The following is a 25,122-nucleotide window of genomic DNA, read 5'->3' as shown; positions in this document are numbered from 1 at the left end:
GACGATAGCGGGCCCGTCAGCGCCGCTTGCGATCCTTCTTCAGCGGGTCGGTGCCCCGCTTGACCTCCCGGCCGTCCGGCACGCCGTCCCGGTCGGTGTCCTTCTTCTTCGGGTTGGTCTTGTACTTCTTGACCTCCTGGCCGTCGGACAGGCGGTCGCGGTCGGTGTCCTTGCGGCGCGGGTTTGTCTTGTACTTCTTGACCTCCTGGCCGTCGGAGAGCCGGTCCCCGTCGGTGTCCTTCTTGTTCGGCTTCGTGCCGAGCTTGATCTCGCGGTCGTCGGTGAGGCCGTCGCCGTCGGTGTCGACCGGCGTGCAGTCGACGCCGCCGACCGGCGAGAGAGCGGTGACCGACATCGGGAACAGTTCGGCCTCGAGCGCGACGGTTTCGCCGTTCTTGATCAGGATGTCGAGGACGGTGGCCTCGGCCTGCGCGAGCACGCCGTCGGCGTTCTCGGCCGTGTGCACATCACCGCGGGCGATGGTCAGAACGACGTCGTCGTTCTTGCTGTACGGCAGCGCCAGCGCCGACCCATCGGCCGGGACCGGGTAGGTCTCGTTGCCGACGAGCAGCTCGAGCTTCGGCGCCGACCACTCGACCTGGCTGCCGTGACGACCACCGGTGGAGTACGCCGCCAGCTTGGGCTCGCCGACCATCCGCAAGGCGGCCTCACCGCCGAAGAACGTCAGTGCGGGCGCGCTCGGCTGGGCCAGCGTCGCGGTCACCTCGGAGACGACCCTGCGGGCCTTCTTGCCGCCCGCGCCGCCGCCCTCGAGCTGGGTGCGCTCGGCGACCTGCATCGCGGCCAGCTCGATCATCGGGGTGCCGCTGTCCGCACCACCGACGGCCGGGTTCGGCAGCATCGTCGTGCTCGGCAGCGGGAGCGTGGGCAGGTCGGTGGGGTCCGGCAGGATCGTCGTCGGGTCGGGCAGCGGAAGGGTCGGCAGGTCGGTCGGCACGGGCAGGACCGTCGTCGGGGCCGCCGTCGGAGCAGTCGGGCTGGAGACGGGCGCGCTGGGCAGGGTCGTGGGCAGCGTCGTGGGCAGGGTCGTGGGCAGCGTCGTGGGATCCGTCGGGAGGGTGGTGGACGGCGACGGTGCCGTCGTCGGGGTCGACGAGGGCGGGCTCGTGGGCAGATCCGTGGGCAGGCCCGTCGGGAAGCCCGTTGACGGCGAGGACGGGAACTCCGTCGGGAGGCCGGTCGGCAGCGGGATGGGCAACGTCGGTTGCCCATCCGGGATCTCCGCAGGCACGGTGCCGGACCCCTGCACCATCGCGCGCGAGGAGGTCAGCGGGACGTCTGCGGGCAGGCAGGAGGTGTCGCCGGTCCAGCGGCCACGAGAGGAGAGCGCCGTCCCGCCGAACTCCACACCCTCCAGCGAGCCCACGGTGCCGGATCGCGACGAAGACCCGGTGGTGTCCCGGCCGCGGGTCGCGACCGAGACGGCGCTCGCGGCCACCGGTGGCGCCGGCGTTGCGACGAGGTTCGAGGCCTGGGCTCGGGCGCGGTCGGGGGCGGCGGCTCTGCCGGCCTCGCCCGAAGCCGCCCCGACGCCGATGTCGACCTGGACCGGGTTGCCGGACATGTCGAGGTCGAGGCGTTTGACGCGCAGGACCTCGCCGATGGCCTCGGCGGAGAAGGTCCCGGGGTCGGGGGCGGCGTCCCCCGGGAGTGCGAACAGGAAGATCGTGCCCGTGAGCCCGACTGCCCCCGAGAGAATGGCAGGCAGGAGTGAGCCACGGCGATTCGTCATGAGTGCGGCATCCTCTGTGTCGGTTCGTCGTAGGCGTCGATCCTGTCTGTCACAGGCCGTCAGTGTGAGGATTTCGTGTGGTTCTTTACTTTGGGATGGTGCCGGTCGTGGGCGCCGCGATCGTCGCCGACGGGCGCGTGCTCGCCACCCGGCGTACGTCGCCGCCCGAGCTGGCGGGCCGCTGGGAGTTCCCCGGCGGCAAGGTCGAGGACGGCGAGTCGCCCGACGTGGCGCTCGTCCGCGAGATCCGGGAGGAGCTCGGCTGCGACATCGAGGTGACCGGCTGGCTCGCGGGGTCGGCGCCCATCAGCGAGAAGTACGAGCTGCGGGTCGCGCTCGCCGAGCTGCGCTCCGGGGAGCCGAAGCCGCACGAGCACGACGCCGTCCGGTGGCTCGGCGCCGACGAGCTCGGCGAGGTCGACTGGCTCGAGCCCGACCGTCCGTTCCTGGCTGAGCTGGCTGCCCGGTTGCGGTGACGGTCTCGACGGGCTCGACCTCCGTACGCGAGAGAATGCCGTCGTGAGAGGCATCTTCTTCGACGAGGACCACGCCCGGACGGTCGTCGCCCGGCTGGTCCGCGACGGCTACACCGCCGAGCTCAGCCGTGAGCGCCTCGCCGGCGAGGACGACGACGAGGACCACCCCTGGGCGGTGCTCACCGACGCGCCCGAGCTGGTGCTGGAGATGTACGTCGACGAGTACGACGGCTGGCTCGACCTCGACGACGAGCCCGGCCCCGCGGCCGCCCCGGCCCCACCGCTGGACCTGCCCAGCGCGCCGAAGAGGATCAAGCGGCCGCAGGAGTAGGGGCCCTGCGTCGGTGCGGGGGTCTCGAGGCTCGGCCGTGGCCGGCCTCGCACCTCGACCACCGGTGCCACTCGGCGTGAAGTTCCGTGAGGGGTCGAGCCGTGGTGGCGGGTGGTATCGCGCGGTACCATGAGGTGCATGGCCATGACGCTGCGACTCACCGAGGAAGAGACGGCCGAGCTCCGCGAGGCGGCCGAGCGGGCCGGCAAGTCCATGCAGGCGTTCGCGCGTGACGCGGTCCTTGAGGCGGCGCGCGGTCGTTCGAAGCGTCGGGAGGCGGCGATGCGCCGCATCCTCGAGGAGCGCGGCGACCTGCTCGACAGGCTCGGCAACGCGTGAGCGAGCCCGAGGTCGTCGACTACCTCACCCTCGACGACCTGCTCTTCGTGACGGAGGCCGTCACGGGCCGGGGCGACATGGTCGCGGACCCCGGTCTGCTGGCCGCCGCCGCGCTCCGGCCCCAGGCCACCGTCTTCGGTGAAGACGCCTACGTCGGCCTGTCCGCCAAGGCAGCCGCTCTGCTGCACTCCCTCGTCACGTCCCACCCGCTCGTCGACGGCAACAAGCGACTGGGCGCGGCGGGGATGCTGCTCTTCTACGACCTCAACGGCTACGACATCACCGCCACCGATGACGAGCTGTTCGACCTCATCGTCGCGGTCGCCGACGGGAGCCTGCGTGACGTCGCGGAGATCGCCGCGCGCCTGCGACAGTGGGAGACGCCTCGGTCCTGACGGTCTTGCCGGGGTCGACCGGCGGTGCCACCCGGCGTACCGGGCTCAGTTGTGCGCATCCGCAGGTCGGGGGCGGCGTCCCGGCTGCGTTTGCGCACGCGGTCACCACCAACACCAAGCCCAGGGGGTCTCGACGGGCTCGACCGCCGTGGTTGCGGTTCGCTCGCGTGGCACGGTCTCGACGGGCTCGACCGACGTGGTCGCTGCCCTGCCTCGCTTCCGGGGTCTCGACGGGCTCGACCGGCGTCGGGGCACCGCCCTGCCCTTCGTTCCGGGGTCTCGACGGGCTCGACCGCCGTGGTTGCGGCCTTGCTCCTAGTCACCGGAGGTGGGAACTAGGCTGGCGGGCATGACCGCACCCGAGTCCGAGCTCCCGGCCCAGCGGCTGCTGCTGGTCCACGCCCACCCCGACGACGAGACGATCGGGCAGGGCGCGACCATGGCGAAGTACGCCGCCGAGGGGCGGGGCGTCACCCTCGTCACCTGCACCGCCGGCGAGATGGGGGAGATCCTCGTGCCGGGCCTCGAGCACCTCGCGGCCGACCAGGAGGACAAGCTCGGCGAGCACCGGCGCGGCGAGATCGCCGACGCGATGAAGATCCTCGGCGTCACCGACCACCGCTGGCTCGGCGGGTTCGGCCGCTACCGCGACTCCGGCATGAAGTGGCACGAGGACGGCCACGCCGTCGCCGCCGACCAGATCCATGACAACGCCTTCTGGCACGCCGACCTCACCGAGGCCGCGACCCACCTCGTCGAGGTCATCCGCGAGGTCCGGCCGCAGGTGCTGGTGACCTACGACGAGTTCGGCGGCTACGGCCACCCCGACCACATCCAGGCCCACCGGGTCGCGATGTACGCCGCCCAGCTCGCGGCCGTGCCGTCGTACCGCCGCGACCTCGGCGAGGCCTGGGACATCGCCAAGATCTACTGGGGCGCCATGTCGGAGAGCCGGATGCGCGCCGGCCTGCGCATGCTGCGCGACGCCGGCGACACCACGACCTTCGAGGGGATGGACCCCGACGGCCCGCTGCCGCCGTTCATCACCCCCGACGAGAACCTCACCTGCGCAGTCGACGCCCAGGACTTCGTCGACGTGAAGATGGACGCGATGCGGGCGCACGCCACGCAGATCACCACCGACGGCCCGTTCTTCGCGCTGTCCAACAACGTCGGCTCGACGGCGTGGGGGATCGAGTTCTTCCGGATCGCCAAGGGCACGCCGGGGGAGACCGGCCCCGACGGCCTCGAGACCGACCTCTTCGCGGGCCTCTGAGGCCCGGGCGAGGGGGTTGGGGCGGGTGAGGATCGCGGCGCGCGCGGCGGCCGCCGTCGGGCTGCTGCCCGCCGGCGCCGCGACCGCGCTCGCGACCGTCGCGCTGCACCAGCGCTGGTGGGGGCTGGCGCTCGGCGCCGTCGCCACCGCGGCCGCACTCGTCGCGCTGCCGCCGGGCGCGTGGTCGCGGCTGCCCTTCGCCCTCGGCTGGGCCGGCCTCGTCGGCTGGGTGCTCACGCCGCGGCCCGAGGGTGACTACGCGATCTCCGCGGACCCGCAGGGCTACTCCTTGCTCGGTCTCGCGCTGCTGGTCCTCGTGTGGGCCGTCGCGACGCTGCCGCGCCCCGAGCGCCGCGCCCGGCCCGCCCCGCGCACCAGCTAGCCCTGGAACGTGCGGCGCATCAGCGCGGCGAGATGCTCTGCCAGCCGCGCCGTCGACCAGCGCCGCTCGACGACCAGCCGCTCGACCACGTCGTAGGACATCAGCGTCCAGAGCATGTCCGCGACGGTCCGGGTGGTCCACGGCTCGGCCAGCCGGCCCTCGCGGTCGAGCCAGCGCGCCAGCCGCAGGCAGCCGGCGTACCAGTCGCGCATCGTGAGCTGCCACAGCCGCTCCGCGTCCGGGTCGGTACCCCGCACCTGGTCGACCGCACGCAGGCTCGCCGAGACCTGGGGGTGGACCCGCGCCACGTGGCCGGCCCACTCCTCGAGCGCCGCCGCGGCGTCCGGCGCCTCCCAGACCCGACGCACCGACTCCTCCAGCCCGGTCTCCTCGTTGACGTGCGCGAAGAGCGCGGTGACCAGCTCGGTGCGCGACGCGACGTGGAGGTAGAGCGCGCGGCGCGAGACGCCTGCCCGTTCGGCGACCCGGCCCATCGTGAGCGCGGGGAAGCCCTCCGCCTCGACGATCGCCCGGGCGGCGTCGAGCACGGCGGCGCGGGTGCGCCGGCTCCTGGCGTTCAGCGCCTCCTCGACGGCAACCACCTCTCCCGCCGCTGACCAGACCACCTCGGGCCTCACGGAATGAACTTCACAGCGTGTGCAGTTTAGGGGGTCGGTAACCAGCCCCACCACCAACCCGAGGAGGTCCCATGAGTACCCGACCCACCCCCACGTCGTCAGGCCGCGCCGACGGCCCGGTGCTGGCTGTCCTGGCCGCCACCCAGTTCCTGCTGATCCTCGACGCCGCGATCGTCAACGTCGCGCTGGCCAGCGTCGGCCGCGACCTCGGCGTCTCGCCGTCCGGCCTGACGTGGGTGGTCAACGCCTACGTCCTCGCGTTCGGCGGCCTGCTGCTCCTCGGGGGACGGCTGGCCGACCACGTCGGCGCGCGCCAGACCTTCCTGGCCGGTCTGGGCGTCTTCGCCGCCGCCTCGTTGACCGGTGCGCTGGCGGTGAACCCCGCCATGCTCGTCGTCGCGCGCGCCGTCCAGGGTGCCGGGGCCGCGCTCGCCGCCCCCGCCGTCCTCGCGCTGGTGATGACGCTCTTCGCCCAGGGCCCCGCCCGCCATCGCGCGCTCGGCCTGCTCGGCGCCGCAGCCGGCGCCGGCGGCGCCTCGGGGCTGGTCCTCGGCGGGCTGCTGACCCAGACCCTGGGCTGGCGGTCGGTGCTGTGGATCAACGTGCCCGTAGTCCTCGTGATCGTCGCGGTCGCCGTACGTGCGCTGCCGCCCGTCGCCCGTCGCGCCACCCACGCAGGCTTCGACGTCGCCGGCGCCGTCACCGCGACCGCCGGCCTCTCCGTCCTCGTCTACGCCGTCGTCGACGCCGCCGAGGCCGGCTGGACGTCGGGCCGCACCCTCGCTCTGGCCGCCGCCGCGGTGCTGCTGCTGGCCGGCTTCGTGGCCGTCGAGTCGCGCGTCGCCCGCCCGCTGGTCCCGCTCGGCTTCCTGCGCCGCCGGGCGACCGCGGGCCCGAACCTGGTGGCCGCCCTCGGGCAGATGGCGATGTTCCCGATGTGGTTCCTGCTCGCGCTCCAGCTCCAGCAGGTCCACGGCCACGGCCCGCTGGTCACCGGCCTCGCCATCACGCCGCTCGTCGCCGTCCTCGTCGCCATGAACACCGCCACTCCGCGGGTGCTCGCCCGGTTCGGGCTGCTCGCGCCGATCGTCACCGGCCTCGCGCTGGCGGGCCTCGGGCTCGCCTGGTTCGCCGGGCTCGGCCCCGACGCCGGCTACACCTCGTGGCTGGCCCCGCTGGTGGTCACCGGGCTCGGCTTCGGCCTCGCCTACGTCGCGAGCATCGTCGCCGCGACCGTCGACGTGCCCGAGGACAAGGCCGGTCTCGCCTCCGGGCTCGTCAACACCGCCCAGCAGCTCGGCGGCGCGGTCGGCCTCGCCCTGGCGCTGAGTGTGGCCACCGCGACCGCCGGCGACGCCCCCACCGTCGCGGCCCTCAGCGACGGCTACACCGACGGGCTCGCGGTCGCCGCAGGCTTCGCGTTCGCGGCCGCCGCGACGGCGTACGTGGTGCTCCGCGCCCGGCGCGGCGCTGCCGCGGGAAGCGAGCCGGACGGGCGCCAGGACACCGTCGCGGCCTGAGTGAGGCCCCTCTCACGTGTCGGCCGACGATTTCGGGCGGGGTCGGGGGGCTCTCCTACCATGGCGCGGTGACTGATCCGGGACGTGAGAAGGCAGGCGGCAAGGTCGTCGTGATCATGCTGCTGGTGCTCGTCGTGCTCTTCGGAGGCGGGTACGCCGCGGCGTACGCCGGCGCCGGTGACAACGTCCCCCGGGGCACCACCATCGCCGGGGTCGACGTGGGAGGCATGGAGCCCGCCGCGGCGCAGGAGGCGCTCCAGGAGGGCCTGAGCGACCGCATCGACGAGCCGATCCCGGTCGAGGTCGAGGGGGACGTCGCCCGGATCACGCCCGGTGAGGCCGGCCTGGCCGTCGACTACGAGGCCTCCGTGGAGGAGGCCGGCGGCGAGCGGTCCTGGTCGCCCGGCCGGCTGTGGGACTACTACACCGGCGGCGACGACCTCGACGCCGTGCTCGACGTCGACGAGGACAAGATGGCCGCGACCGTCGAGAAGCTGGTCGCGGAGATGGGCACGCTGCCGCGCGACGGCGACCTGAGGTTCAAGGACGGCAAGGTCCGCGTCGTGCAGCCGCGCGGCGGTGAGCAGGTCGACGGCGCCGAGGCCCGTGCCGCCCTCGAGGCGGCGTACCTCGGCGAGGGCGTCACCGCCGAGCTCGACCTCTACCCGGCGCAGCCCGAGATCGACGAGGCCGACGTGCAGAAGGCGCTCGACGAGTTCGGCAACCCGGCCGTCTCCGCGCCGGTCACCCTGGTCTTCGGCGACGCCGAGATCACGCTCTCCCCGAAGGACTACACCAGCGCGCTGGCCGTGAAGGCCGAGGACGGCGAGCTGGTGCCGAAGATCAAGAAGAAGCAGCTCAAGAAGCTCGTCGGCAACCGGGTCAGCCAGAACGGCGCCCCCGTCGACGCCACCGTCGCGCTGGTCGACGGCAAGCCCCAGGTCGTCCCCGCCAAGCCCGGCGTGAGCTACGAGCCGGAGGACGTCACGTCGTCGTTCCTCGAGCTGGTCACCACCACCGACGGCAAGCGGCGGATGGAGGTCCCCTCGACCGTCGCCAAGCCGGAGTTCACCACCAAGGACGCCAAGGCCCTCCAGATCAAGGAGCAGGTCTCGACGTTCACGACGTACTACCCGCACGCGGACTACCGCAACGTGAACCTCAGCCGCGCGGCCGAGCTCGTCGACGGAACCGTCCTCAAGCCGGGCGAGACCTTCTCCCTCAACGACACCGTGGGCGAGCGGACCCGCGAGAACGGCTTCACCGAGGGCTTCATCATCGCCGACGGCGTCTTCCGCGAGGAGCTCGGCGGCGGCGTCTCGCAGATGGCGACGACGCTCTTCAACGCGATGTTCTTCGCCGGCCTCGAGGACGTCGAGCACAAGCCTCACTCGTTCTACATCGACCGCTACCCGGTCGGCCGCGAGGCCACCGTGGTGTGGGGTGCGCTCGACCTGAGGTTCAAGAACGACACCGAGTACGGCGTGCTCATCGACGCGAACGTCTCGCAGAGCAGCCCGGGCGGCCAGGGCGCCGTGACCGTCACGATGTACTCCACCAAGGTCTGGGACATCGAGTCGATCACCTCCGACCGGTACAACTTCACCGAGGAGAAGACCCGGACCATCCGCGACGAGGACTGCGTGCCGCACAACGGCTACGCCGGCTTCGACATCGACGTCACGCGGGTCTTCCGCCGGCCGGGCAGCAACGAGGTCGTGGACCGGGAGGTCTTCACGACCACCTACACGCCCTCCGACTCGGTCGTCTGCAAGTCGCCGAACGACTGAGGCGCTCGACCCCTCGGCCGTGTGGCTGACGCCGTCACCGGTGACGGCGCCAGCCACACGGCTGCCGGCTACGGGGCGAGCCGGTTGAGGTCGCGCGGGTAGAGCGTCACCTCGCGCACGTTCGCCGCCTCGGTCAGCCGCGCCGTCCAGCGCTCCAGCCCGATCGCGAAGCCGCCGTGCGGCGGCATCCCGTGCTCGAACGCCTGCAGGTACGACGCGTACGCCGCCGGGTCCTCGCCGCGCGCCCGGATCGCCGCGTCGTAGTCCGCCGGCCGGTGCAGCCGCTGCCCGCCCGTCACCAGCTCGAGGCCGCGGAAGAGCAGGTCGAAGCTGTTCGACCACCGCTCGTCGTTCGGCTGGGGGTGCGTGTAGAACGGCCGCTTCACCATCGGGTAGCCCTCGACCGCGACGAAGTCGCTGCCGTGCTCCTCGAGCGCCCAGGCGCCGATCGCCCGCTCGTGCTCGGGGGCGAGGTCCGGCTCGTCCTCAGGCGCGCCGACCAGCTCGAGCGCGTCGCGGAAGTGGATCACCGGGATCTCCTCCGGCACCTCCGGGACCCGTGCGCCGGTCAGCTCGACGGCCGGCGCGGCGTGCTCGTGGATGGCGGCGACCATCCCGGCGAGGGTGTCGCGCAGCACCGCCAGCACGTCCCGGTGGTCGCGGACGAAGCCGAGCTCGGCGTCGAGCGAGACGTACTCCGCCAGGTGGCGGACCGTGTCGTGCGGCTCGGCGCGGAACACCGGCCCCACCTCGTAGACCCGCTCGAACACCCCGACCAGCTGCTGCTTGTAGAACTGAGGGCTCTGCGCGAGGTACGCCGGCCGGCCGAAGTAGTCGACCTCGAACACGTTGGCGCCGGACTCGGTCGCGGACGCCACGAACTTCGGCGTCTGGATCTCGGTGAAGCCGGCCGCGTCGAGGGCGTCCCGGAACCCGCGCAGCGACGCGGCGGCCAGCTGCCACCGTGCCTTCTGCGCCGGGTGGCGCCAGATGACCGGGGCGTGGTCGAGCAGCGTCGGCAGGCTCGCGCTGAGCCCGGGCCGCCACAGCTCCACTGGGGGAGTCACCGCGGGCTCGGTGAGTGGCGTGACCGTCGGGGCCGTGACCTCGACGCCGCCCGGTGCCTGGGCGTTGGCCGTCGCGGTCCCGACCACCTCGACGGTGGTCTCCTCCGGCACGCCGGCCAGCTGCCCGGCGTCGGCGGTTTTCACTACGACCTGGGCCAGGCCGGTCCGGTCGCGGACCACCAGGAAGGTCACGGCCGACAGCTCGCGGCGGCGGTGCACCCATCCCTGCAGGCGCACGGTCGAGCCGGGCGTCGCGGCGGACAGGTCGGAACAGAGTGTGCGTTGCATCCTTCACCTCCAGTAGGGGGAGCCCTGGAGGTGTGGGCGGGGGCAAGGTCGCGGTGCCACCACACCTTCGCCGACTGGACGCCGGCCTCTCGTCGGTACGTCGTACGCACGGGCCCGCGCTCCCCGCCTCGCCGGGGGAGGGTCGTCACGCCTCGCGCGGAGCCACCGAGATCGTAGGAGTCCCCGGCCGCCCCCACCAACTCCTTTTCGAGGGAGACGTCTCGACGAGCTCGACGAGACCCCGTATGAAGAGGCAGGGCGGTGACCACACGCCGGTCGAGCCCGTCGAGACCCCTTACGAGGAGGCATGGCGGTGACCACACGCCGGTCGAGCTCGTCGAGACCTGAGTGACGTCTCGACGGGCTCGACGTCCGTGTGGTTACCGCCCTGCGTGGGTGCCAGTCGAGGCTCGACGGGAGGCAGGGCGTTGAGGTACGCCGGTCGAGCTCGTCGAGACCTTGGCGCGCCTACTCAGGACAGGCGACGTCCGTGTGGTTACCGCCCTGCGCCGGTGCGGGGATCTCGAGGCTCGGCCGCGGCCGGCCTCGCACCTCGATCACCGGTGCCACGGCCGGTGGTTGAGGTGTGAAGGCGCTCTGGCGCCTGAGCCTCGAAACCCGGAAGAGAAGGCAGGGCCGGGACCTCAGGTGGGCGGGGCGAGGTAGCGGCAGCCGTGGTGGCGGGTGAGGCCGAGCCGCTCGTAGAGGGCGTGGCCGGCGGTGTTGGCGGTCTCGACGTGGAGCCAGGCGGTGGTGGCGCCGTGCTCGCCGCCCCAGTCGAGCAGCTCGGCGACGATGGCCGTGCCGAGGCCCTGCCGGCGGTGGGCGTCGTCGACGACGAGCCCGTGCAGGCCGAGCCAGTCGTCGTGGAGGGCGGCCTCGCCTCGGGCGACCTCGCGCCCGTTGCGGGTGAGCGTCACCGTCGCGCGGTTGACGGCCGGGGTCTCGACGAGCTCGACCGACGTGGGTTGCGCGCCGCTGTGGGTCTCGACGAGCTCGACCTCCGTAGGTTGCGCCGCAGGTACGTCGCGGCGGGCGGCGCGGAGGGCGCGGGGGAGGGAGCCGAGGAGGAAGTCGGCGTCGCCGCCGGCCACGACCGACCAGCCGCGCGAGACCAGCGAGGCCTCCACGTCCGAGTCCGCCTCGACCTGCACCAGCACCGGCCGCCCCCGCGAGGAGTAGAAGTCGACGACCCGCTCCAGAGCCTCATCCACACCCACACCCGGGTCGGCGATCGCCAGCGCCGAGTTGGCCCGCTTCACCAGCCGCTCGACCAGCACGGGCTGCGTCCGCAGCACCCACTCGCCGAGCCGTTCCGTCTCGAGCGCCCCGGGCCCCGACAAGGGGAAGAGGTGGAGCGTGTGCTCCTCGGCGTCCCGGACCGACACCCGGTGCCGCACGGACGGCCGCGGCGGCACCGGCTTGCCCGAGACGATGTCGGCCAGGGCGATCTCGACCGGCTCCCCGGACTCCGGCACGACGACGCAGCGGCCGTCGCCCCACGCCGTACAGATCCCGAGCAGGTCGGTCATCGCCGGGCCGCCCGACGGACCCGTCTGGCCACGCAGCAGCCGGCGCACGACGACCCGCTGGCCGACCACGTGGGGTCCCAGCCGGTGGGCTTCCGAGGGCTGCTGCACGGGGGGATACTAGGCTGGCCCCGAACCGAGGAACCATCCGCGGAACCCGTGCCCCAGAGGAGGATCTGGTGACCTACGTCATCGCCCAGCCGTGCGTCGACCTCAAGGACCGGGCGTGCGTCGACGAGTGCCCTGTCGACTGCATCTACGAGGGCAAGCGGATGCTCTACATCCACCCCGACGAGTGTGTCGACTGCGGCGCCTGCGAGCCGGTCTGCCCGGTCGAGGCGATCTTCTACGAGGACGACACCCCGGAGGAGTGGAAGGAGTACTACGACGCCAACGTCAAGTTCTTCGACGACCTCGGCTCCCCGGGTGGCGCCGCCAAGATGGGCGTGATCGACAAGGACCACCCCTTCATCGAGGCGCTCCCGCCGCAGAACCAGGACCACTGACCGGAGGTCCGGTCTCGGGGCGTCTTCCCGACTTCCCCTGGGACAAGCTGACGGCCTTCCGCGAGCGCGCCGGCGCGCACGCGGAGGGTCTCGTCGACCTCTCCATCGGTACGCCGGTCGACCCCACCCCGGAGGTCGTCCAGGAGGCACTACGCGCAGCGGCGGACGCCCCCGGCTACCCGGTCACGATCGGCCGACCCGAGACCCGGCAGGCCTGCATCGACTGGCTGGCGCGCCGTCACGGCGTCACCGGCCTCGGCCTCGACGGCGTGCTGCCCACGATCGGCTCCAAGGAGCTGATCGGCTCGCTCGCGCTGCACCTCGGCGTGGGGGAGGGCGACCTCGTGGTCTACCCCGAGCTCGCCTACCCGACGTACGAGGTGGGTGCGGCGCTGGCCGGCGCCCGCGCGGTCGCGACCGACTCGCTGACGTCGCTCGGCCCCGAGACCCCCGCCCTGGTCTGGCTGAACTCGCCGTCGAACCCCACCGGCCGGGTGCTGCCCGTCGAGCACCTGCGCAAGGTCGTCGACTGGTGCCGTGAGCGCGGGGTCCTGCTGGTCTCCGACGAGTGCTACCTCGAGTGCGCCTGGGACGACGACCGGCAGCCCGTCTCCGCGCTGCACCCCGACGTCTGCGGCGGGTCCCACGAGGGCATCCTCACCGTCCACTCGCTGTCGAAGCGGTCCAACCTCGCGGGCTACCGCTGCGCCTTCGTCGCCGGCGACCCCGCGGTCGTGGGTGAGCTGCTCGCGGTCCGCAAGAACCTCGGACTGCAGATGCCCGGCCCCCAGCAGGTCGCGATGGTCGCGGCCCTCGACGACGACGCCCACGTCGCCGAGCAGCACGCCCGGTACGCCGCCCGCCGCGCGAAGCTGCGCGAGGCGCTGGAGTCCGCGGGCTTCCGGGTCGACCATTCCGAGGCGTCGCTCTACCTCTGGAGCACGCGTGACGAGGACTGCTGGGAGACCGTCTCCTGGCTCGCCGACCGCGGCATCCTCGTCGCCCCCGGCTCGTTCTACGGCGCGGCCGGCGCCCGCCACGTGCGGGTCGCCTTCACGGCCACCGACGAGCGGATCGACGCCGCCGTCGCCCGCCTCGCCACCTCCTGAGCGGGGGAGGGGAGCCGGCCACCCGCCGGTCACCCGCTCGTCGCCTGCCGCTCGTCCGGGTCTGGTCGGGTGACCTGCGACGTCCCCGATCTCGGAAGGTCCGGTTGCCGACATGCGCCTCCGCCACCCCCTCGCGGCCCTCGCCGCCGCATCCCTGCTGGCCGCACCCGTGCTCGCTGCCCCCGCCTCGTCGTACGACGGCGGTGACCCCGGCCGCGACGGCGAGCCGGAGCTGGCCGGCTGGGCCGTGCTCCCCGCCGACACGTTCGTCCCCGGCAGTGAGCCGTCGGGCCACTTCACCGGCAACCCGGCCGCGCCGTTCCCGGGCCAGCCGGTCCAGGGCTTCTCCGCGGTCCACGCGCTGGGTGGGAACCGCTACCTCGCGATGAGCGACAACGGCTTCGGCGCCAAGACCAACAGTCAGGACTACCTGCTGCGGGTCCACCGCATCGCCACGGACACCGACGCCGAGCGGGTCGACGTGCGGGGCGGCTTCCACCTCAGCGACCCGGACCGCCACATCCCGTGGACCACCTGGCGCGACGGCGGCTGCGCCGAGGCCGCCGAGAAGCCGGAGGGGCTCCCCGCCGGCTACGAGTGCCCCGCCCGCGACCGGCTGCTGACCGGCTGGGACTTCGACCTCGAGTCGATGCAGGTGGCCCCCGACGGCACGCTGTGGTTCGGCGAGGAGTTCGGACCGTTCCTGCTGCACACCGACGCGCGTGGCCGGCTGCTCGAGGCGCCGATCGCGACACCGGGCGTGAAGTCGCCGCAGAACCCGACCCTGGCCGAGGGGGAGCAGCCCAACCTGGCCGCTTCCCGGGGCTTCGAGGGGATGACGATCTCGCCGAACGGCCGGCGCCTCCTCCCGATGCTCGAGGGCGCCACCGCCGAGGACAAGGCCGCCGGCCGCGCCGCCGACCTGCGGATCTACGACGTCCGGCTGCGGAACGGCTCGGCCCACCCCGGTGCACGGTTCACCGGCGACTTCCTCCGCTACCGCCTCGAGTCGCCCGACCACGCGCTCGGCGACCTCATCGCCGTCAACCGCCACCAGCTCCTGCTCATCGAGCGCGACGGCCTCAGCGGCGACCATGCGCGGTTCAAGCGGATCTACCTCGTCGACCTGCGCGACCGCGACAAGGACGGGTACGCCGACAAGGAGCTGCTCGTGGACCTGATGGACCTCGCGAACCCGGACGGCGTCGGTGGCTTCGGCGACCCGTTCACGTTCCCCTACGTCACGATCGAGGACGTCGAGATCCTCGACGAGGAAACGATCGCGGTGCTCAACGACAACAACTACCCGGCCACCGGCGGCCGCGGCGCGGGCGTCAGGGACGTCAACGAGTACCTCGAGATCGACCTCGGTCGCACGCTGCGGGTCGACGAGCGGCTGCTGCCCTGAGGCATCGCGGAGGCACCCGCGAGGCACCACGAGGCAAGAGCTGTTGCAGAGCGCAACAGTTGTGCAACAACGCCTCGATCTGACGGGGACGTCGCTTAGCCTCGTCTCGCAGCACCGGGGGGTGTGTGCCGATGCTCGTGGGGTGGCTGCCGTACCGGGGACAGCAGCCGCCCCGCGACCCCCTCCCCAAGGCCCGTGAAGCCCCGCAGCCACGCCGTGTCAGGCCAGGATCCGCGGGCCGCTCCGCAGCCACCACTCCGCGCCGCGACGTACCGCCTCGGGCCGGGCCGGGTCGGCCGCGATCTCGCGCAGCCGCGGGTCGTCGCTCATGCCGAGGGCGTAGAGCGTCTGCCGACGAGCGGTCTCGTCGCCGGCCAGGCCGCGCTCGAGCACCCGGCCGGGGATCGGGATCCCGCTGCGGCCGGCGAGGCTGAGCACCTGGGCGGTCTCGAGGTGCTGGGGGAAGTCCCACAGCCCGGTCGTGTCGATCCGGCTGCCGTCGTGGCAGAGCGTGCCCACGCGCATCGCCCCGGTCAGCGTCTCGGGCGCGAGCCCCGGTCGCCGAGCGAGCTCGAAGCAGGCGTCGCGGACCAGCGGAGCGAACGCCGAGAGCGACACCAGCCAGGCCGCGTTGGACATGCGTACGCCGCGCGGCTCGTAGAAGGCCTCGAAGAGCAGTCGCGCCAGCAGCGGCTCCTGCGGCTGCCCGATCCGCGCCACGACGGAACGGGCGAGGTCGGTCACCAGTCCGTAGTGGGCGTTGTCCAACCGGCGGTCCCACTTCACCGGCGCCCGCGGCACGTCGGGCAGGCACCCGCCGATCCGGTAGGCGAGGTCCTCGCGCGCCTCGACCGGCAGCGCCGCGAAGAGCATGGCGACGTCCGCGACGCGGTCGGGGTCGGCCTGCGCAGCCTCCCACGCGACGGCGAAGGCCGGAACGAGCCGGCGCCAGTCCTCCAGCGGTACGCGCCCCGTCACCAGGATGCTCTGCAGCAGGTGCGCGGCGCCGCGCACCCGGAAGCGTGAGGGCGCCGCCAGCAGCTCGCCCGCCCACGGCAGCAGCCGCGGGGCCGGCACGCCGTCCAGCATGCCGGTGGCCCACTCGACGGCCTGGTGGTGCGGGTCGGCCACCGCGGCATGCACCGCGTCGATCACCACGTCCCGGTAGGGGGTTCGACTGAGCGTGTGCAGCGCCTCGTACCGCACGATGCGGGCGAGCGAGACCCCGCGCGGCGTCTCGTCCACGAGCCGCTCCAGGAGCGGCCCCATGAGGCAGCGCGGGAGCCCGAAACCGACCTCGCTCGCGTGGTGGCGCGCGAACAGCAGCCATTCGCCGGCGGTGGGCGCCGGCCCGGTCACGGCGTCGTACGCCGCGGTGAACCGGTCGAGGTCGCGCGGCAGGTCCTCCGGCGGCAGCGCCGGCGCGTAGGAGAACGACCGCTGCTGCATGAACGCGGCCGTGCGCAGCTGGCCGGACGGCAGACCGAGGACGGCGTTGTAGCCGTCGAGCACGCCCGGGCTGGGGGTGCCCTCGCTCTCGACGCGGCTCAGCGTCGCCGCGGAGACCTGGAGGCCCGCTTCGCGCAGCGCCGCCACCATCTGGCGCAGCGAGACGCCGGCGACCGTCCGGTGCGTGCGCAGCAGCCACCGCAGGCGGGCCGGGATGTCGATCCGGCCACCCGTCATCGGCGTGGTGTCGTCGATGGTCCCGGAGTAGCGAGGCACCCGCCCATCATGGGTGCCCGGCGTCGGCGCCGGGTGGAGGGGGTCGCGGCCGGGGGTGCGTGTCGCCCGGGGGTCCGGGGTGAAGGGGGGTCAGTCGACGATTCGTGGTCCGGCGCGCAGCCACCAGCGCGCGCCGCGGCGTACGTCGTCCGGCTGGGCCGGGTCGTCGGCCAGCGTTGCGAGGCGGGGGTCGCCCGCCATGCCGAGGCAGAAGAGGGTCTGCCGCACGGCGGTGGCGTCGCCGGCGAGGCCGCGCCGCAGTGCCTCCTCGGGCAGGGTGGCGCCGCTGCGGCCGAGCAGGGTCAGCACCTGGGGAAGCTCCGCCGGGGTGGCGTCCGCCAGCAGCCGGTCCTGCCCCGGGACGCTGCGGCCGTCGTGGCAGAACACGGCGAGCCGCAGCGCGGCCGCGCGGCTCTCCGCGTCCGGTGCGGACCGCAGCCGCTCGAGGACCACCTCGGCCGTGGTGTGGGCGAAGGCCGAGAGCGAGGTGAGCCAGCAGGCCATGGACAGGCGGGTGCCCCGCGGCTCGAAGCAGCCCTCGAAGACCAGCCTCTCCAGCATCGGCTCGGCGGGCTGGTCGAGGCGACTGGTGACCTCCCGGGCGATCCGCCTCGCGAAGGTGTAGTGGTCGTTGTCGGCCGCCCGGTCCCAGCGGACCGTGGCCCGCGGCGACGTGGGCGCCGCCCAGACGTCGGTCGGGAGCTGGGCCTGCACCGCGAGCGGCAGCGTGGCGCAGAGCTCCCGCAGCGCAGCGGCCCGGTCGGCGTCGTCGCCGGCGGCCCGCCAGCCGGCCTCGACGGCCGGCACGACCTCCATCCACGTCTCGAGGGTCACGCCTCCCCCGACGAGCAGGCCCTGCAGCACGTAGGAGCCGCCCCAGACGTGGAAGCGCGTGGCGCCCGAGAGACGCCGCCCCGCCCAGTGCACGACCTCGGGGGTCGGGACGTCGCCGAGGACGCCGGTGAGGAGGAAGAAGCTCTGGTTGTCCGGCTCGTCGACGAGCTCCATCAGTGCCGACGCGAGGTGGTCCCGGTAGGGGCCCTTCATCAGCAGCGAGAGGGCCTCCTGACGGACGGCGCGCGCCGTCCGCGACCCGCGAGCGCACTCCTGGGCCAGCCGGCGCACGAGCGGCGTGACCAGGGAGTAGGGGAGGCCGAAGCCGGCCGGGGTGGCGTGGTGCCGCGCGAAGATCAGCCAGTCGCCGCCCGTGGGGGCCTCTCCCATGACCGCGTCGCAGGCCGCGCTGTAGGAGTCGAGGTCGCGGACCGTGTCGTCCGTGGCCGGCGGGGCGTAGGAGAAGCTGCGGCGCAGCATCGCGGCGGCGGTCCACAGCTGCCCGGTGGGCAGGCCCAGCACGGTCGTGTAGCCGTCGAGCAGCGAGCTGGTCGCGTTCCCCTCGCCCTCGATCCGGCTCAGCGTCGCGGCGGACGCGCGGACCCCGACCTCGCCCAGCGACGCGGACATCTGCCTCAGGGACAGCCCTGCCACGGTCCGGTGGGTGCGCAGCAGCCAGCCGATGCGGGCGCCGACGTCGATGCGCGACCCCTCCAGCGGGGTCGCGTCGTCGATGGTCTCCGAGGCGCGCGGCACGCGCCCATCATCGGCGGCGAGCGACCTCGAGTGAAGCAGGCCGGGGCCGGTGTGTTCAGTCGAACACGTCGACGTGCACGTGGTCGCGGTGCTCGAGGATCTCCCGGGACCCGGACCGGCTCGGCGGGTTGTAGTCGCGCCAGCCCTCGTCGGAGCGGCCGCCGGAGGTCCAGATCCGGTCGTCGAAGATGACGTTCTGGATGCCGAGCCGGTCGGCCTGCGCCACGAGGTACTGCGCGACCGCCCAGCCGCGCGTCTTGTTCTCCGGCGTCACCGGCCGGAAGAAGACGTCGACCGCCCGGCCGTCGTAGTGGGTCGAGCCCTCCTGGTGGCCGTCGCGGACGCCGCCCGGCGCGAACCCGCCCAGCGACAGCGAGCCGAACGCCGCCAGCAGGTCGCGGCGTACGACGTCAGCGCGGCGGGTCAGGCCCGAGTCGGTGAGCCGGTCGGCCGCCTCGGCGGCGTCGCCGTCGGTGACGCAGTGGAAGGCCGCGCGGGAGTTGCCGGTGAGCGCTGAGGCCAGGACCCGGGCGTCGTCCTCGTGGTCGGCGTACGCGTCGGGGTAGGCGGAGCGCTGCACCTCCTGGGCCGCGACGGTGACCTCCATCGAGTCGTACCCGTCGACCTGCACCAGCGCGTCGTAGAACTTGTTGGTGGCGTAGACGGGGTCGAGGACCTGCTCCGGGCTGCCCCAGCCCTGCGACGGCCGCTGCTGGAAGAGGCCGAGCGAGTCACGGTCGCCGGACTCGATGTTGTAGAGCTTCGACTCCTGGTACGCCGTCGCCAGCGCGATCGTCGCGGCCCGCGCGGGCAGCCCGCGCTGCACCGAGATCGCGGTGATGAGCGCGGCGTTCTCGGCCTGCTCGAGACTCAGCGAGACGCTGCGGTCGTCGGCCGTCGCGACGCACTGCTCCTGCTGGAAGAACGGGGTGACCCGGTCGACGAGCCGGTAGCCCAGCAGCGCCACGAGGGCAAGGGTGACCAGGCCCCCGACCACGAGGACCCCACGGAGGCGCATCGGCTAGTTGGCGTGGAGGTCGGCGTTGAGCACGATCCCGTCACGCTGCCACGGGACGGCCTCGACGGTGCCGGTCACCGAGTTGCGGCGGAAGAGCACGTTGCTGGCGCCCGAGAGCTCCAGTGCCTTGACCACCTTCGGCTTGCGGTCCATGTCGAGGATGGTGACCTTGGTGCCGGCCGTGACGTAGCAGCCGGCCTCGACCACCGCGTCGTTGCCGAGGGAGATGCCCAGGCCGGCGTTGGCGCCCAGCAGGCAGCGCTCGCCGACGGAGATGACCTGCTTGCCGCCACCGGAGAGGGTGCCCATGATCGAGGCGCCGCCGCCGACGTCGGAGCCGTCGCCGACGAGCACGCCCGCGGAGATCCGGCCCTCGACCATGGAGGCGCCGAGCGTGCCGGCGTTGAAGTTGACGAAGCCCTCGTGCATGACGGTCGTGCCCTCGGCGAGGTGGGCGCCGAGGCGGACCCGGTCGGCGTCGGCGATCCGCACGCCGGTCGGCATCACGTAGTCGACCATCCGCGGGAACTTGTCGACGCCGTAGACCGTGACGTGATGGCCGGCGGCGCGCAGTCGCGCCCGCGTCATCTCGAAGCCCTGGACCGCGCACGGGCCGGCGCTGGTCCACACGACGTTGGTGAGCAGCCCGAAGACGCCGTCCATGGAGATGGTGTGGGGGACGGCCAGGCGCGAGGAGAGCAGGTGGAGGCGCAGCCAGACGTCGTCGGTCGACTCCGGCGCCGCCTGCAGGTCCTTGATCGCGACGAGCCGCACCTCACGGCGTACGCCGCGCACCTCGTCGTCGCCCTCGAGCGCGGCCAGGGCGTCGGGGGTGTGGGCGTCGGCGGGCGCCTCGCCGAGCGTGGGCTCGGGGAACCAGACGTCGAGGACGGTGCCCTCGGAGTCGCCGCCGGCGACGACGGTGGCGAGGCCGAACCCCCAGGCATTCGCGGGGGCGTTCGTGGGTGCGTTCGTCGGGGAGGTCTCTGCGTGGCTCACGTCGACCAATCGTACGGAACCGCTGATCGTGGTCCGGCGGGCCCGCGCACCTCTACAGTGAGGCGGGGGCGAGATCGGGGTTCGGGGATGAGGGGACCGGAGCATTGAGGCAACCGGGGGCAGGGCGTCGTGCGTGGCCGGCGGTGCTGGTCGCACTCGGGCTCGTGGCCTGGGCGGCCCCGGTGGAGGCGTGCGAGCCTGGCGGTGTCACGGAGGTGCGCTGGACCTTCACCGAGCACGCGGCCGGCATGCCGGCTTCCTCCGAGCCCGCCAGGACCTTGGACGGTGCCGCCCTCTACCTCCGCTACTCCTCCGTCGAGCGGCTGTGGGGAGACGTGACACTCGCCGCGGCGCCGACCGCCGAGACCGAAGCCGCCCTCGTCGTGGCGTTCGGGAATCGACTGGGGGACGGCTCATGCTCGGCGACGAGCACCACGGTCGTGAGCACCCACTCGCCCGAGGGCGGCGTGGTCCGGGACGGCGCCACGCTCACGTTCGACCTCCGGATGGAGCTGCCCAGCCGACCCGACTGTGCGTGGATCGCGGTGACCGGCCACGGTCAGGACGGCGTCCAGCACGACCGGATGGACGGTGTCCCCCGCGGGGCCCTGGTCTCCGACCCGGCGCGACTGGAGGTCTCGGCCCAGGGGTCGAAGCGGGTTCCCGTCGGCCGCTGGGTCGCTGTGCGGGTCGACATGTGGGTCCCCTGCTACGTCGACAGGATTCGCCTCGTCGGGAAGGGACGTGGGCTCGACACCAGGCGCGTCCGGGTCGGCACCCCCGGCGCCGACTACTACCGCGTCAGGTTGCCGGTCCGGCTGAACCGGGCGCGAGTGGCCCGGCTCAGGGTGCTGGCGACCGGGTTCGACGCCAGGGGTCGCGAGGTGTCCATGGCCAAGGCGTTCATCAAGCTGCGCCCCCAAGGCTGACCGCGGCGCGACGGCAGCGGCCAGCCGGGCCGGGTGGCACACGGCCCGGACGCCTCAGCCCTGCTGGGGCAGCGGCGACTTGAAGCGGACCATGTTCCCCGCGGGGTCGCGGAAGGCGCAGTCGCGGACGCCGTAGAACTGGTCGGCCGGCTCCTGGAGGACCTCGGCACCGCTGGCACGGACGTGCTCGAACAGCGCATCGACGTCGTCGCAGTCGAAGATCAGGAACGTGATCAGGCCCTTGGCGAGCAGGTCCTTCAGCGCCTCGTTGTCGGCGTCGGAGGCCGGCACGCCCGAGCCGATCTGGTTGAGGGTGAGCTCGATGCCGGGCTGCGTCGGGGTGGTGAGGGTGACCCAGCGGAAGCCGCCCTTGCTGACGTCCAGCTTCACCGTGAAGCCGAGGACGTCGCGGTAGAACGCAAGCGCCGGTTCCGGGTCGGCGACGTGGATGAACGTGTTGGAGAGGGCGATCGTGGAGGTGGGGTTCTGGGTGTGGGTCGTCATGCTCCGAACGCTAGGGCGCCGGTCGGCGTGGGCGCTTCTCCGTTCCTGACCGCCTAGGCCGGCGCTGGGGGCCGGCGCTGGTGTCGGGCGCTGGGGTCAGGCGCTGGGGTCAGGCGCTGTGATCAGGCGCGACGGGGACGCGTGACCAGCTTGGCGACGCAGCCCGGGACGCCGACGAGGTCGTCGTGCGACCGAGAGCGGTAGGCCGTCGGTGTCTCGCCCACGAGCTCGGTGAACCGCGAGCTGAACGAGCCGAGCGACGTGCACCCCACCGCCATGCAGACCTCGGTGACCGACAGGTCGGTGTTGCGCAGCAGCGCCATCGCCCGCTCGATCCGGCGGGTCATCAGGTGTGCGTACGGCGTCTCGCCGAACGCCTGCTTGAACGCCCGCTGGAAGTGCCCGGTCGACATGTGCGCCTCGCGCGCCAGCAGCGGTACGTCGAGCGGCTCGGCGTAGTCGCGGTCCATCCGGTCCCGCGCCCGCCGCAGCCGGACCAGGTCGTCGCGCTCCACGTCCCCACCCTCTCACCCGACCCACGATCGGTGGTTGAGGTGCGAGGCGCGCCGGCGCCGAGCCTCGAAACCCCGGAAGGTGAGCAGGGCAGGGAATGACGCCGGTCGAGCTCGTCGAGACCCGGCGTCCTACTCCAGCGCCTCCAGCGCCGCGGACAGGTCCCGCAGCGCGGCGAGCACCTCGCGGAACCGCTCGGTCCCGAGCTCGGCGGCGAGTCGTGCGGCCGCGTCGGCGTGGGCCGGTCCGATCCGCCTGACCGCTGCCAGGCCTTCCTCGGTGGCCACCACCAGCCGGGCGCGCTGGTGCGCCGGGTTGTCGGCGTACTCCGCGAGCCCGCGCTCGACCAGCAGGTCCGCGATCCGCTGCACGCTCTGCCGGGTGATGCCCATCTCGCGTGCGATCCCCGAGACCGTGAGCGGCGCGGGCAGCACCGCGCCGAGCACCTGCCACCACGCCGCGGTCAGCCCGACCGGGCGGGCCAGGCGCTCGGCCAGCTCCAGCACCTGGCCGTTGACCTTGAAGGTGGTGACGGCGACGCCGCCGAGGAGCTCCTGCTCGGGGGTCCGCTCGGTGGTCGGCTGGGGGCTCCGCTCGGTGGTCACGACGAGGCGGCCATGAGCTCGTGGAAACCGGCGGGATCCTGGTGGCGGTAGAGCCTGAACCACGAGTCGAGGACCTCGGGCGACCACGCGTCGAGCCGCGCCAGCGCCGCCCGCGCGAACTCGACCGGCGCCACGCCAGAGGCGGTGACCAGGTCGCCGTCGACGACGGCCGGCTCGTCGACGTAGTGGGCGGCTCCGGCGTACCCGAGGGCGGCGAGGAACTCGGGTGCGTTGCTGGTGTGGGCGCGGTCGTCGAGCAGCCCGGCCTGCGCGAGGGCGCCGGTGGCGCCGCAGATCGCCGCCACCGGGGTGCCGGCGGTCAGGAAGTCGCGGGCCTTGTCGACGAACGGGCGGTACGCCTCGGTGGCCCAGATCTGCGACCCGGGCAGCACGAGCATCGCGCTGTCGGCGGGGGAGAGGTCGTGCAGGAGCACGTCGGGCAGCGCCCGCATCCCGCCCATGCTGGTGACGGGGTCGAGGGTGGCGCCGACGTACCGGACGTCGTAGCCGGGGCCCTGGTGGAAGTCGTCGCCGTTGAGGGCGGTCGTCAGGTGGCCGAGCTCCCAGTCGGCGAAGGTGTCGTAGAGGGCGATGTGGACGGTGGGTCGCGAGGAGGACATGACAGCATCCTGTCAAGATTGACAGTGTGCTGTCAACGTGCCGGGCGGCGGGCCTAGGGTCGGGAACATGCAGGGGTTGGAGCGGACGCCGCAGCAGGCGCTGGCAGAGGTGTACGACGCCGGCGCCGAGGCCTACGAGAAGTACTGGGCGCCGGAGCTGCACCGCCATGCGCGCGACCTGGTGTCCGCGTTGCCGACGCCGGACCGGCCCCGGACGGTGCTCGACGTGGCCGCCGGGACGGGTGCGCTGCTGGGGGACCTGCGACGTGCTGCGGGGGAGGGTGGCGCGGTCGTCGCCCTCGATCGCAGCCTCGGGATGCTCCGGCGCGTCCCCGGTGGTACGCCGCGAGTGCAGGCCGATGCCGTGCAGCTGCCCCTGGCGAAGGGGTGTGCCGACGTGGCGGTGCTGTCCTTCATGCTCTTCCTGCTGCCCGACGCGCGGACGGGGGTCGCGGAGGTGGCGCGGGTGCTCCGCCCCGGCGGCTGGCTGCTCGCGGCGACCTGGGGGACCCAGGTCAGCACCGCCGCCGACGTCGCCGTCCGGGAGGAGCTCGACCGGGTCGGCGCCCCGGTGTTCGACCCGCCGCCCCGGTCCGACGAGGAGACGAACACGGTCGAGAGCATGGCCGCGCTCCTCGACGACCACTTCACGGAGGTGAGCACCACGCCGCGCTCCTTCGACGGCCGCTTCTCCGCCGAGACTGCCCTCGCCCTCCGGACCCGCTGCGGCTCGCTCGGCTGGCGGTTCGCCCAGCTCGGGCGGGAGGCGCAGACCGAGGTGGTCGCGCGGGTCGAGGGACGGCTGGCTGCCGTGTCGCCCGAGGACCTGCACGACCACTCCGAGGTCCTGCTCACCGTCGCCCGCCGCCGCTGACCCACGGTGGTCGGGCCGTCGAGACCCGGTGAGGTCAGTGAGGGGGTGGTCTCGACGAGCTCGACCGGCGTGTGGTTGCGATGGGCTGTCAACGTGCTGCGGTGGGCACGAGCCGGTGGTTGAGGTGCGAGCGGAGCGAGTGTGAAGGCTCGGGACATCGCGGACGGATTAAGTCTCAAGACATCGCGGACACCTGATCGGTGGTGCCCCCAGATTCTGGGGGCATGACCAGAGATGGGGTCCCAGTGAGTCCGGAGCTTGCTGCTTTGGTCGCGCCGTACGCGGTTGGTGAGCGCTTCGAGGTCCGTTGTGCGTGCGCCGCGGGGGGGGGGTCGACGAGCCGGACCGGCGCGTGGTGGCGGTCGGTGAGTCAGTTCCGGGCCCGGCTTCCGTCCACAACCGAAGGCGGCCGATGACGTCTCCACAGGTCGAACTGGCGTTCGAAAACATGTCGGTGGTCGCGCCTAGTGTCTGGGTATGTCGATCCGGCCGCTGCACCCCATGCACCCGGTGCTGGCGTGCACGGAGGCGATCGGCAAGGAACTCGATCTCGTGGCCGAGGTGGACCCGGCATACATGCGGACCGAGGACCAGGCGGCCGCACTGGTCGAGCTGACCGCGCTGGCCTCGCGGGTGGAGGAGCTGAAGCTGCGGGTACTCGCGTCGGCTGACGAGGTGGCGCTGGACTCGGGTGCGCGGTCGGCGGCGGCGTGGCTGGCCAATGCGACCCGGACCGACGCCGGGCCGGCGCTGGGGGCGGCCCGGCTGGCCGAGGCGATCACCGGCAGGTGGTCCCGGGTCGGGCAGGGGCAGGCGTCGGGGGCGGTGAATCCGGCGCAGGCGCGGGTGCTGGTCACGTCGCTCGACGACCTGCCGGCCGACCTCGACCCCGACGTCGTCGCGAAGGCGGAGGAGTACCTCGTCGACCAGGCCGCCCA

The 25,122-nt window shown here is 73.1% G+C and carries 26 protein-coding genes; 14 read left to right on the top strand and 12 right to left on the bottom strand.

Annotated features, from left to right (window positions below; genetic code table 11):
• Positions 1-16: 16 nt before the first annotated feature.
• The gene (locus ACFP2E_RS06475; RefSeq protein ID WP_378522702.1) at positions 17-1,753 is read right to left on the bottom strand and encodes a hypothetical protein; all 1,737 of its coding nucleotides are present in this window, start codon (positions 1,751-1,753) and stop codon (positions 17-19) included.
• Between the two features lie 98 nt (positions 1,754-1,851).
• On the opposite strand from ACFP2E_RS06475, the gene ACFP2E_RS06470 reads away from it, so the two are divergent.
• The 6 genes from ACFP2E_RS06470 (at position 1,852) to ACFP2E_RS06445 (ending at position 4,952) form a co-directional block, all read left to right on the top strand.
• Entirely contained in the window at positions 1,852-2,229 is a 378-nt protein-coding gene (locus ACFP2E_RS06470; protein ID WP_378522701.1) for a (deoxy)nucleoside triphosphate pyrophosphohydrolase, read from the top strand.
• A gap of 43 nt (positions 2,230-2,272) precedes the next feature.
• Complete coding sequence (locus ACFP2E_RS06465) at positions 2,273-2,560, top strand: hypothetical protein (RefSeq protein ID WP_378522700.1); 288 nt, start codon at positions 2,273-2,275, stop codon at positions 2,558-2,560.
• A gap of 138 nt (positions 2,561-2,698) precedes the next feature.
• Positions 2,699-2,899 (top strand): DNA-binding protein, encoded by a 201-nt coding sequence (locus tag ACFP2E_RS06460; protein ID WP_378522699.1) that lies wholly within the window; start codon positions 2,699-2,701, stop codon positions 2,897-2,899.
• The gene (locus ACFP2E_RS06455; protein WP_378522698.1) at positions 2,896-3,294 is read left to right on the top strand and encodes a type II toxin-antitoxin system death-on-curing family toxin; all 399 of its coding nucleotides are present in this window, start codon (positions 2,896-2,898) and stop codon (positions 3,292-3,294) included. Before ACFP2E_RS06460 ends, ACFP2E_RS06455 begins: the two co-directional genes overlap by 4 nt.
• A gap of 349 nt (positions 3,295-3,643) precedes the next feature.
• Positions 3,644-4,570: an N-acetyl-1-D-myo-inositol-2-amino-2-deoxy-alpha-D-glucopyranoside deacetylase gene (mshB, locus tag ACFP2E_RS06450; protein ID WP_378522697.1), complete on the top strand. Its 927-nt coding sequence runs from the start codon at positions 3,644-3,646 to the stop codon at positions 4,568-4,570.
• Between the two features lie 25 nt (positions 4,571-4,595).
• Positions 4,596-4,952 carry a hypothetical protein gene (locus ACFP2E_RS06445; protein ID WP_378522696.1) on the top strand — a complete coding sequence of 119 codons (357 nt, stop codon included), beginning with the start codon at positions 4,596-4,598 and terminating at the stop codon, positions 4,950-4,952.
• On the opposite strand, the gene ACFP2E_RS06440 is transcribed toward ACFP2E_RS06445, so the two are convergent.
• Entirely contained in the window at positions 4,949-5,590 is a 642-nt protein-coding gene (locus tag ACFP2E_RS06440; RefSeq protein ID WP_378522695.1) for a TetR/AcrR family transcriptional regulator, read from the bottom strand. The two genes, ACFP2E_RS06445 and ACFP2E_RS06440, sit on opposite strands and share 4 nt — an antisense overlap.
• Before the next feature lie 71 nt (positions 5,591-5,661).
• Between ACFP2E_RS06440 and ACFP2E_RS06435 the strand changes: the two genes are divergently transcribed.
• Both ACFP2E_RS06435 and ACFP2E_RS06430 read left to right on the top strand, forming a co-directional pair.
• Positions 5,662-7,110, top strand: coding sequence for an MFS transporter (locus ACFP2E_RS06435; RefSeq protein ID WP_378522694.1), 1,449 nt, complete (start codon positions 5,662-5,664; stop codon positions 7,108-7,110).
• Positions 7,111-7,178: 68 nt separating this feature from the next.
• On the top strand, positions 7,179-8,900 hold the full coding sequence (locus tag ACFP2E_RS06430; protein WP_378522693.1) for a VanW family protein: 1,722 nt from the start codon (positions 7,179-7,181) through the stop codon (positions 8,898-8,900).
• A 68-nt stretch (positions 8,901-8,968) separates the two neighbouring features.
• Here the strand turns inward: ACFP2E_RS06430 and aspS are convergent, their stop codons facing one another.
• Together aspS and ACFP2E_RS06420 are read right to left on the bottom strand one after the other, a co-directional pair.
• A complete protein-coding gene (gene aspS, locus ACFP2E_RS06425; protein WP_378522692.1) occupies positions 8,969-10,255 on the bottom strand; it encodes an aspartate--tRNA(Asn) ligase in 1,287 nt (428 codons plus the stop codon).
• 644 nt (positions 10,256-10,899) lie between these two features.
• On the bottom strand, positions 10,900-11,895 hold the full coding sequence (locus ACFP2E_RS06420) for a GNAT family N-acetyltransferase (RefSeq protein ID WP_378522691.1): 996 nt from the start codon (positions 11,893-11,895) through the stop codon (positions 10,900-10,902).
• A gap of 68 nt (positions 11,896-11,963) precedes the next feature.
• On the opposite strand from ACFP2E_RS06420, the gene fdxA reads away from it, so the two are divergent.
• The 3 genes from fdxA to ACFP2E_RS06405 all read left to right on the top strand — a co-directional run bounded on the left by fdxA (position 11,964) and on the right by ACFP2E_RS06405 (position 14,807).
• The gene (fdxA, locus tag ACFP2E_RS06415) at positions 11,964-12,290 is read left to right on the top strand and encodes a ferredoxin (protein ID WP_378522690.1); all 327 of its coding nucleotides are present in this window, start codon (positions 11,964-11,966) and stop codon (positions 12,288-12,290) included.
• Entirely contained in the window at positions 12,287-13,399 is a 1,113-nt protein-coding gene (gene dapC / locus ACFP2E_RS06410; RefSeq protein WP_378522736.1) for a succinyldiaminopimelate transaminase, read from the top strand. The genes fdxA and dapC overlap by 4 nt, the downstream gene beginning before the upstream one ends.
• 112 nt (positions 13,400-13,511) lie before the next feature.
• Positions 13,512-14,807 (top strand): esterase-like activity of phytase family protein, encoded by a 1,296-nt coding sequence (locus ACFP2E_RS06405; RefSeq protein ID WP_378522689.1) that lies wholly within the window; start codon positions 13,512-13,514, stop codon positions 14,805-14,807.
• 219 nt (positions 14,808-15,026) lie between these two features.
• On the opposite strand, the gene ACFP2E_RS06400 is transcribed toward ACFP2E_RS06405, so the two are convergent.
• From ACFP2E_RS06400 to dapD, 4 genes are all read right to left on the bottom strand, one after another.
• Entirely contained in the window at positions 15,027-16,532 is a 1,506-nt protein-coding gene (locus ACFP2E_RS06400; RefSeq protein ID WP_378522688.1) for a hypothetical protein, read from the bottom strand.
• A gap of 90 nt (positions 16,533-16,622) precedes the next feature.
• Positions 16,623-18,122 carry a hypothetical protein gene (locus ACFP2E_RS06395; protein WP_378522687.1) on the bottom strand — a complete coding sequence of 500 codons (1,500 nt, stop codon included), beginning with the start codon at positions 18,120-18,122 and terminating at the stop codon, positions 16,623-16,625.
• A gap of 55 nt (positions 18,123-18,177) precedes the next feature.
• Positions 18,178-19,140: a hypothetical protein gene (locus tag ACFP2E_RS06390; RefSeq protein WP_378522686.1), complete on the bottom strand. Its 963-nt coding sequence runs from the start codon at positions 19,138-19,140 to the stop codon at positions 18,178-18,180.
• Positions 19,141-19,143: 3 nt separating this feature from the next.
• Positions 19,144-20,139 (bottom strand): 2,3,4,5-tetrahydropyridine-2,6-dicarboxylate N-succinyltransferase, encoded by a 996-nt coding sequence (dapD, locus tag ACFP2E_RS06385; RefSeq protein ID WP_378522685.1) that lies wholly within the window; start codon positions 20,137-20,139, stop codon positions 19,144-19,146.
• A 143-nt stretch (positions 20,140-20,282) separates the two neighbouring features.
• Here dapD and ACFP2E_RS06380 point away from each other — a divergent pair, with 143 nt between their 5' ends.
• The gene (locus ACFP2E_RS06380) at positions 20,283-21,068 is read left to right on the top strand and encodes a hypothetical protein (RefSeq protein ID WP_378522684.1); all 786 of its coding nucleotides are present in this window, start codon (positions 20,283-20,285) and stop codon (positions 21,066-21,068) included.
• Between the two features lie 54 nt (positions 21,069-21,122).
• Here ACFP2E_RS06380 and ACFP2E_RS06375 read toward each other — a convergent pair whose 3' ends face one another.
• From ACFP2E_RS06375 to ACFP2E_RS06360, 4 genes are all read right to left on the bottom strand, one after another.
• Positions 21,123-21,572, bottom strand: coding sequence for a VOC family protein (locus ACFP2E_RS06375; RefSeq protein WP_378522682.1), 450 nt, complete (start codon positions 21,570-21,572; stop codon positions 21,123-21,125).
• Between the two features lie 122 nt (positions 21,573-21,694).
• A complete protein-coding gene (locus tag ACFP2E_RS06370) occupies positions 21,695-22,042 on the bottom strand; it encodes a helix-turn-helix transcriptional regulator (protein ID WP_378522735.1) in 348 nt (115 codons plus the stop codon).
• Between the two features lie 174 nt (positions 22,043-22,216).
• Positions 22,217-22,690 (bottom strand): MarR family winged helix-turn-helix transcriptional regulator, encoded by a 474-nt coding sequence (locus ACFP2E_RS06365; RefSeq protein WP_378522681.1) that lies wholly within the window; start codon positions 22,688-22,690, stop codon positions 22,217-22,219.
• The gene (locus ACFP2E_RS06360) at positions 22,687-23,310 is read right to left on the bottom strand and encodes a DJ-1/PfpI family protein (protein WP_378522680.1); all 624 of its coding nucleotides are present in this window, start codon (positions 23,308-23,310) and stop codon (positions 22,687-22,689) included. Before ACFP2E_RS06360 ends, ACFP2E_RS06365 begins: the two co-directional genes overlap by 4 nt.
• Before the next feature lie 67 nt (positions 23,311-23,377).
• On the opposite strand from ACFP2E_RS06360, the gene ACFP2E_RS06355 reads away from it, so the two are divergent.
• Positions 23,378-24,184, top strand: a complete 807-nt coding sequence (locus ACFP2E_RS06355; protein ID WP_378522679.1) for a class I SAM-dependent methyltransferase — start codon at positions 23,378-23,380, stop codon at positions 24,182-24,184.
• 477 nt (positions 24,185-24,661) lie between these two features.
• Positions 24,662-25,122: DUF222 domain-containing protein (locus ACFP2E_RS06350; RefSeq protein WP_378522678.1), on the top strand; the 461-nt coding region annotated here is incomplete at its 3' end.

The sequence above is a fragment of the Nocardioides sp. GCM10027114 genome, assembly GCF_042659625.1.
Lineage (GTDB): Bacteria > Actinomycetota > Actinomycetes > Propionibacteriales > Nocardioidaceae > Nocardioides.
The sequence above is the reverse complement of the archived record's forward strand: the minus strand, read 5'-3'. Positions and strand labels throughout refer to the sequence as shown.

Coding starts and splice junctions, on each gene's coding strand:
- aspS (WP_378522692.1), bottom strand. CDS start 10,255: ATGCAACGCACACTCTGTTCCGACCTGTCCGCCGCGACGCCCGGCTCG.
- ACFP2E_RS06475 (WP_378522702.1), bottom strand. CDS start 1,753: ATGACGAATCGCCGTGGCTCACTCCTGCCTGCCATTCTCTCGGGGGCA.
- ACFP2E_RS06405 (WP_378522689.1), top strand. CDS start 13,512: ATGCGCCTCCGCCACCCCCTCGCGGCCCTCGCCGCCGCATCCCTGCTG.
- mshB (WP_378522697.1), top strand. CDS start 3,644: ATGACCGCACCCGAGTCCGAGCTCCCGGCCCAGCGGCTGCTGCTGGTC.
- ACFP2E_RS06360 (WP_378522680.1), bottom strand. CDS start 23,310: ATGTCCTCCTCGCGACCCACCGTCCACATCGCCCTCTACGACACCTTC.
- ACFP2E_RS06460 (WP_378522699.1), top strand. CDS start 2,699: ATGGCCATGACGCTGCGACTCACCGAGGAAGAGACGGCCGAGCTCCGC.
- ACFP2E_RS06390 (WP_378522686.1), bottom strand. CDS start 19,140: ATGCGCCTCCGTGGGGTCCTCGTGGTCGGGGGCCTGGTCACCCTTGCC.
- ACFP2E_RS06355 (WP_378522679.1), top strand. CDS start 23,378: ATGCAGGGGTTGGAGCGGACGCCGCAGCAGGCGCTGGCAGAGGTGTAC.
- ACFP2E_RS06370 (WP_378522735.1), bottom strand. CDS start 22,042: ATGGACCGCGACTACGCCGAGCCGCTCGACGTACCGCTGCTGGCGCGC.
- ACFP2E_RS06435 (WP_378522694.1), top strand. CDS start 5,662: ATGAGTACCCGACCCACCCCCACGTCGTCAGGCCGCGCCGACGGCCCG.
- ACFP2E_RS06375 (WP_378522682.1), bottom strand. CDS start 21,572: ATGACGACCCACACCCAGAACCCCACCTCCACGATCGCCCTCTCCAAC.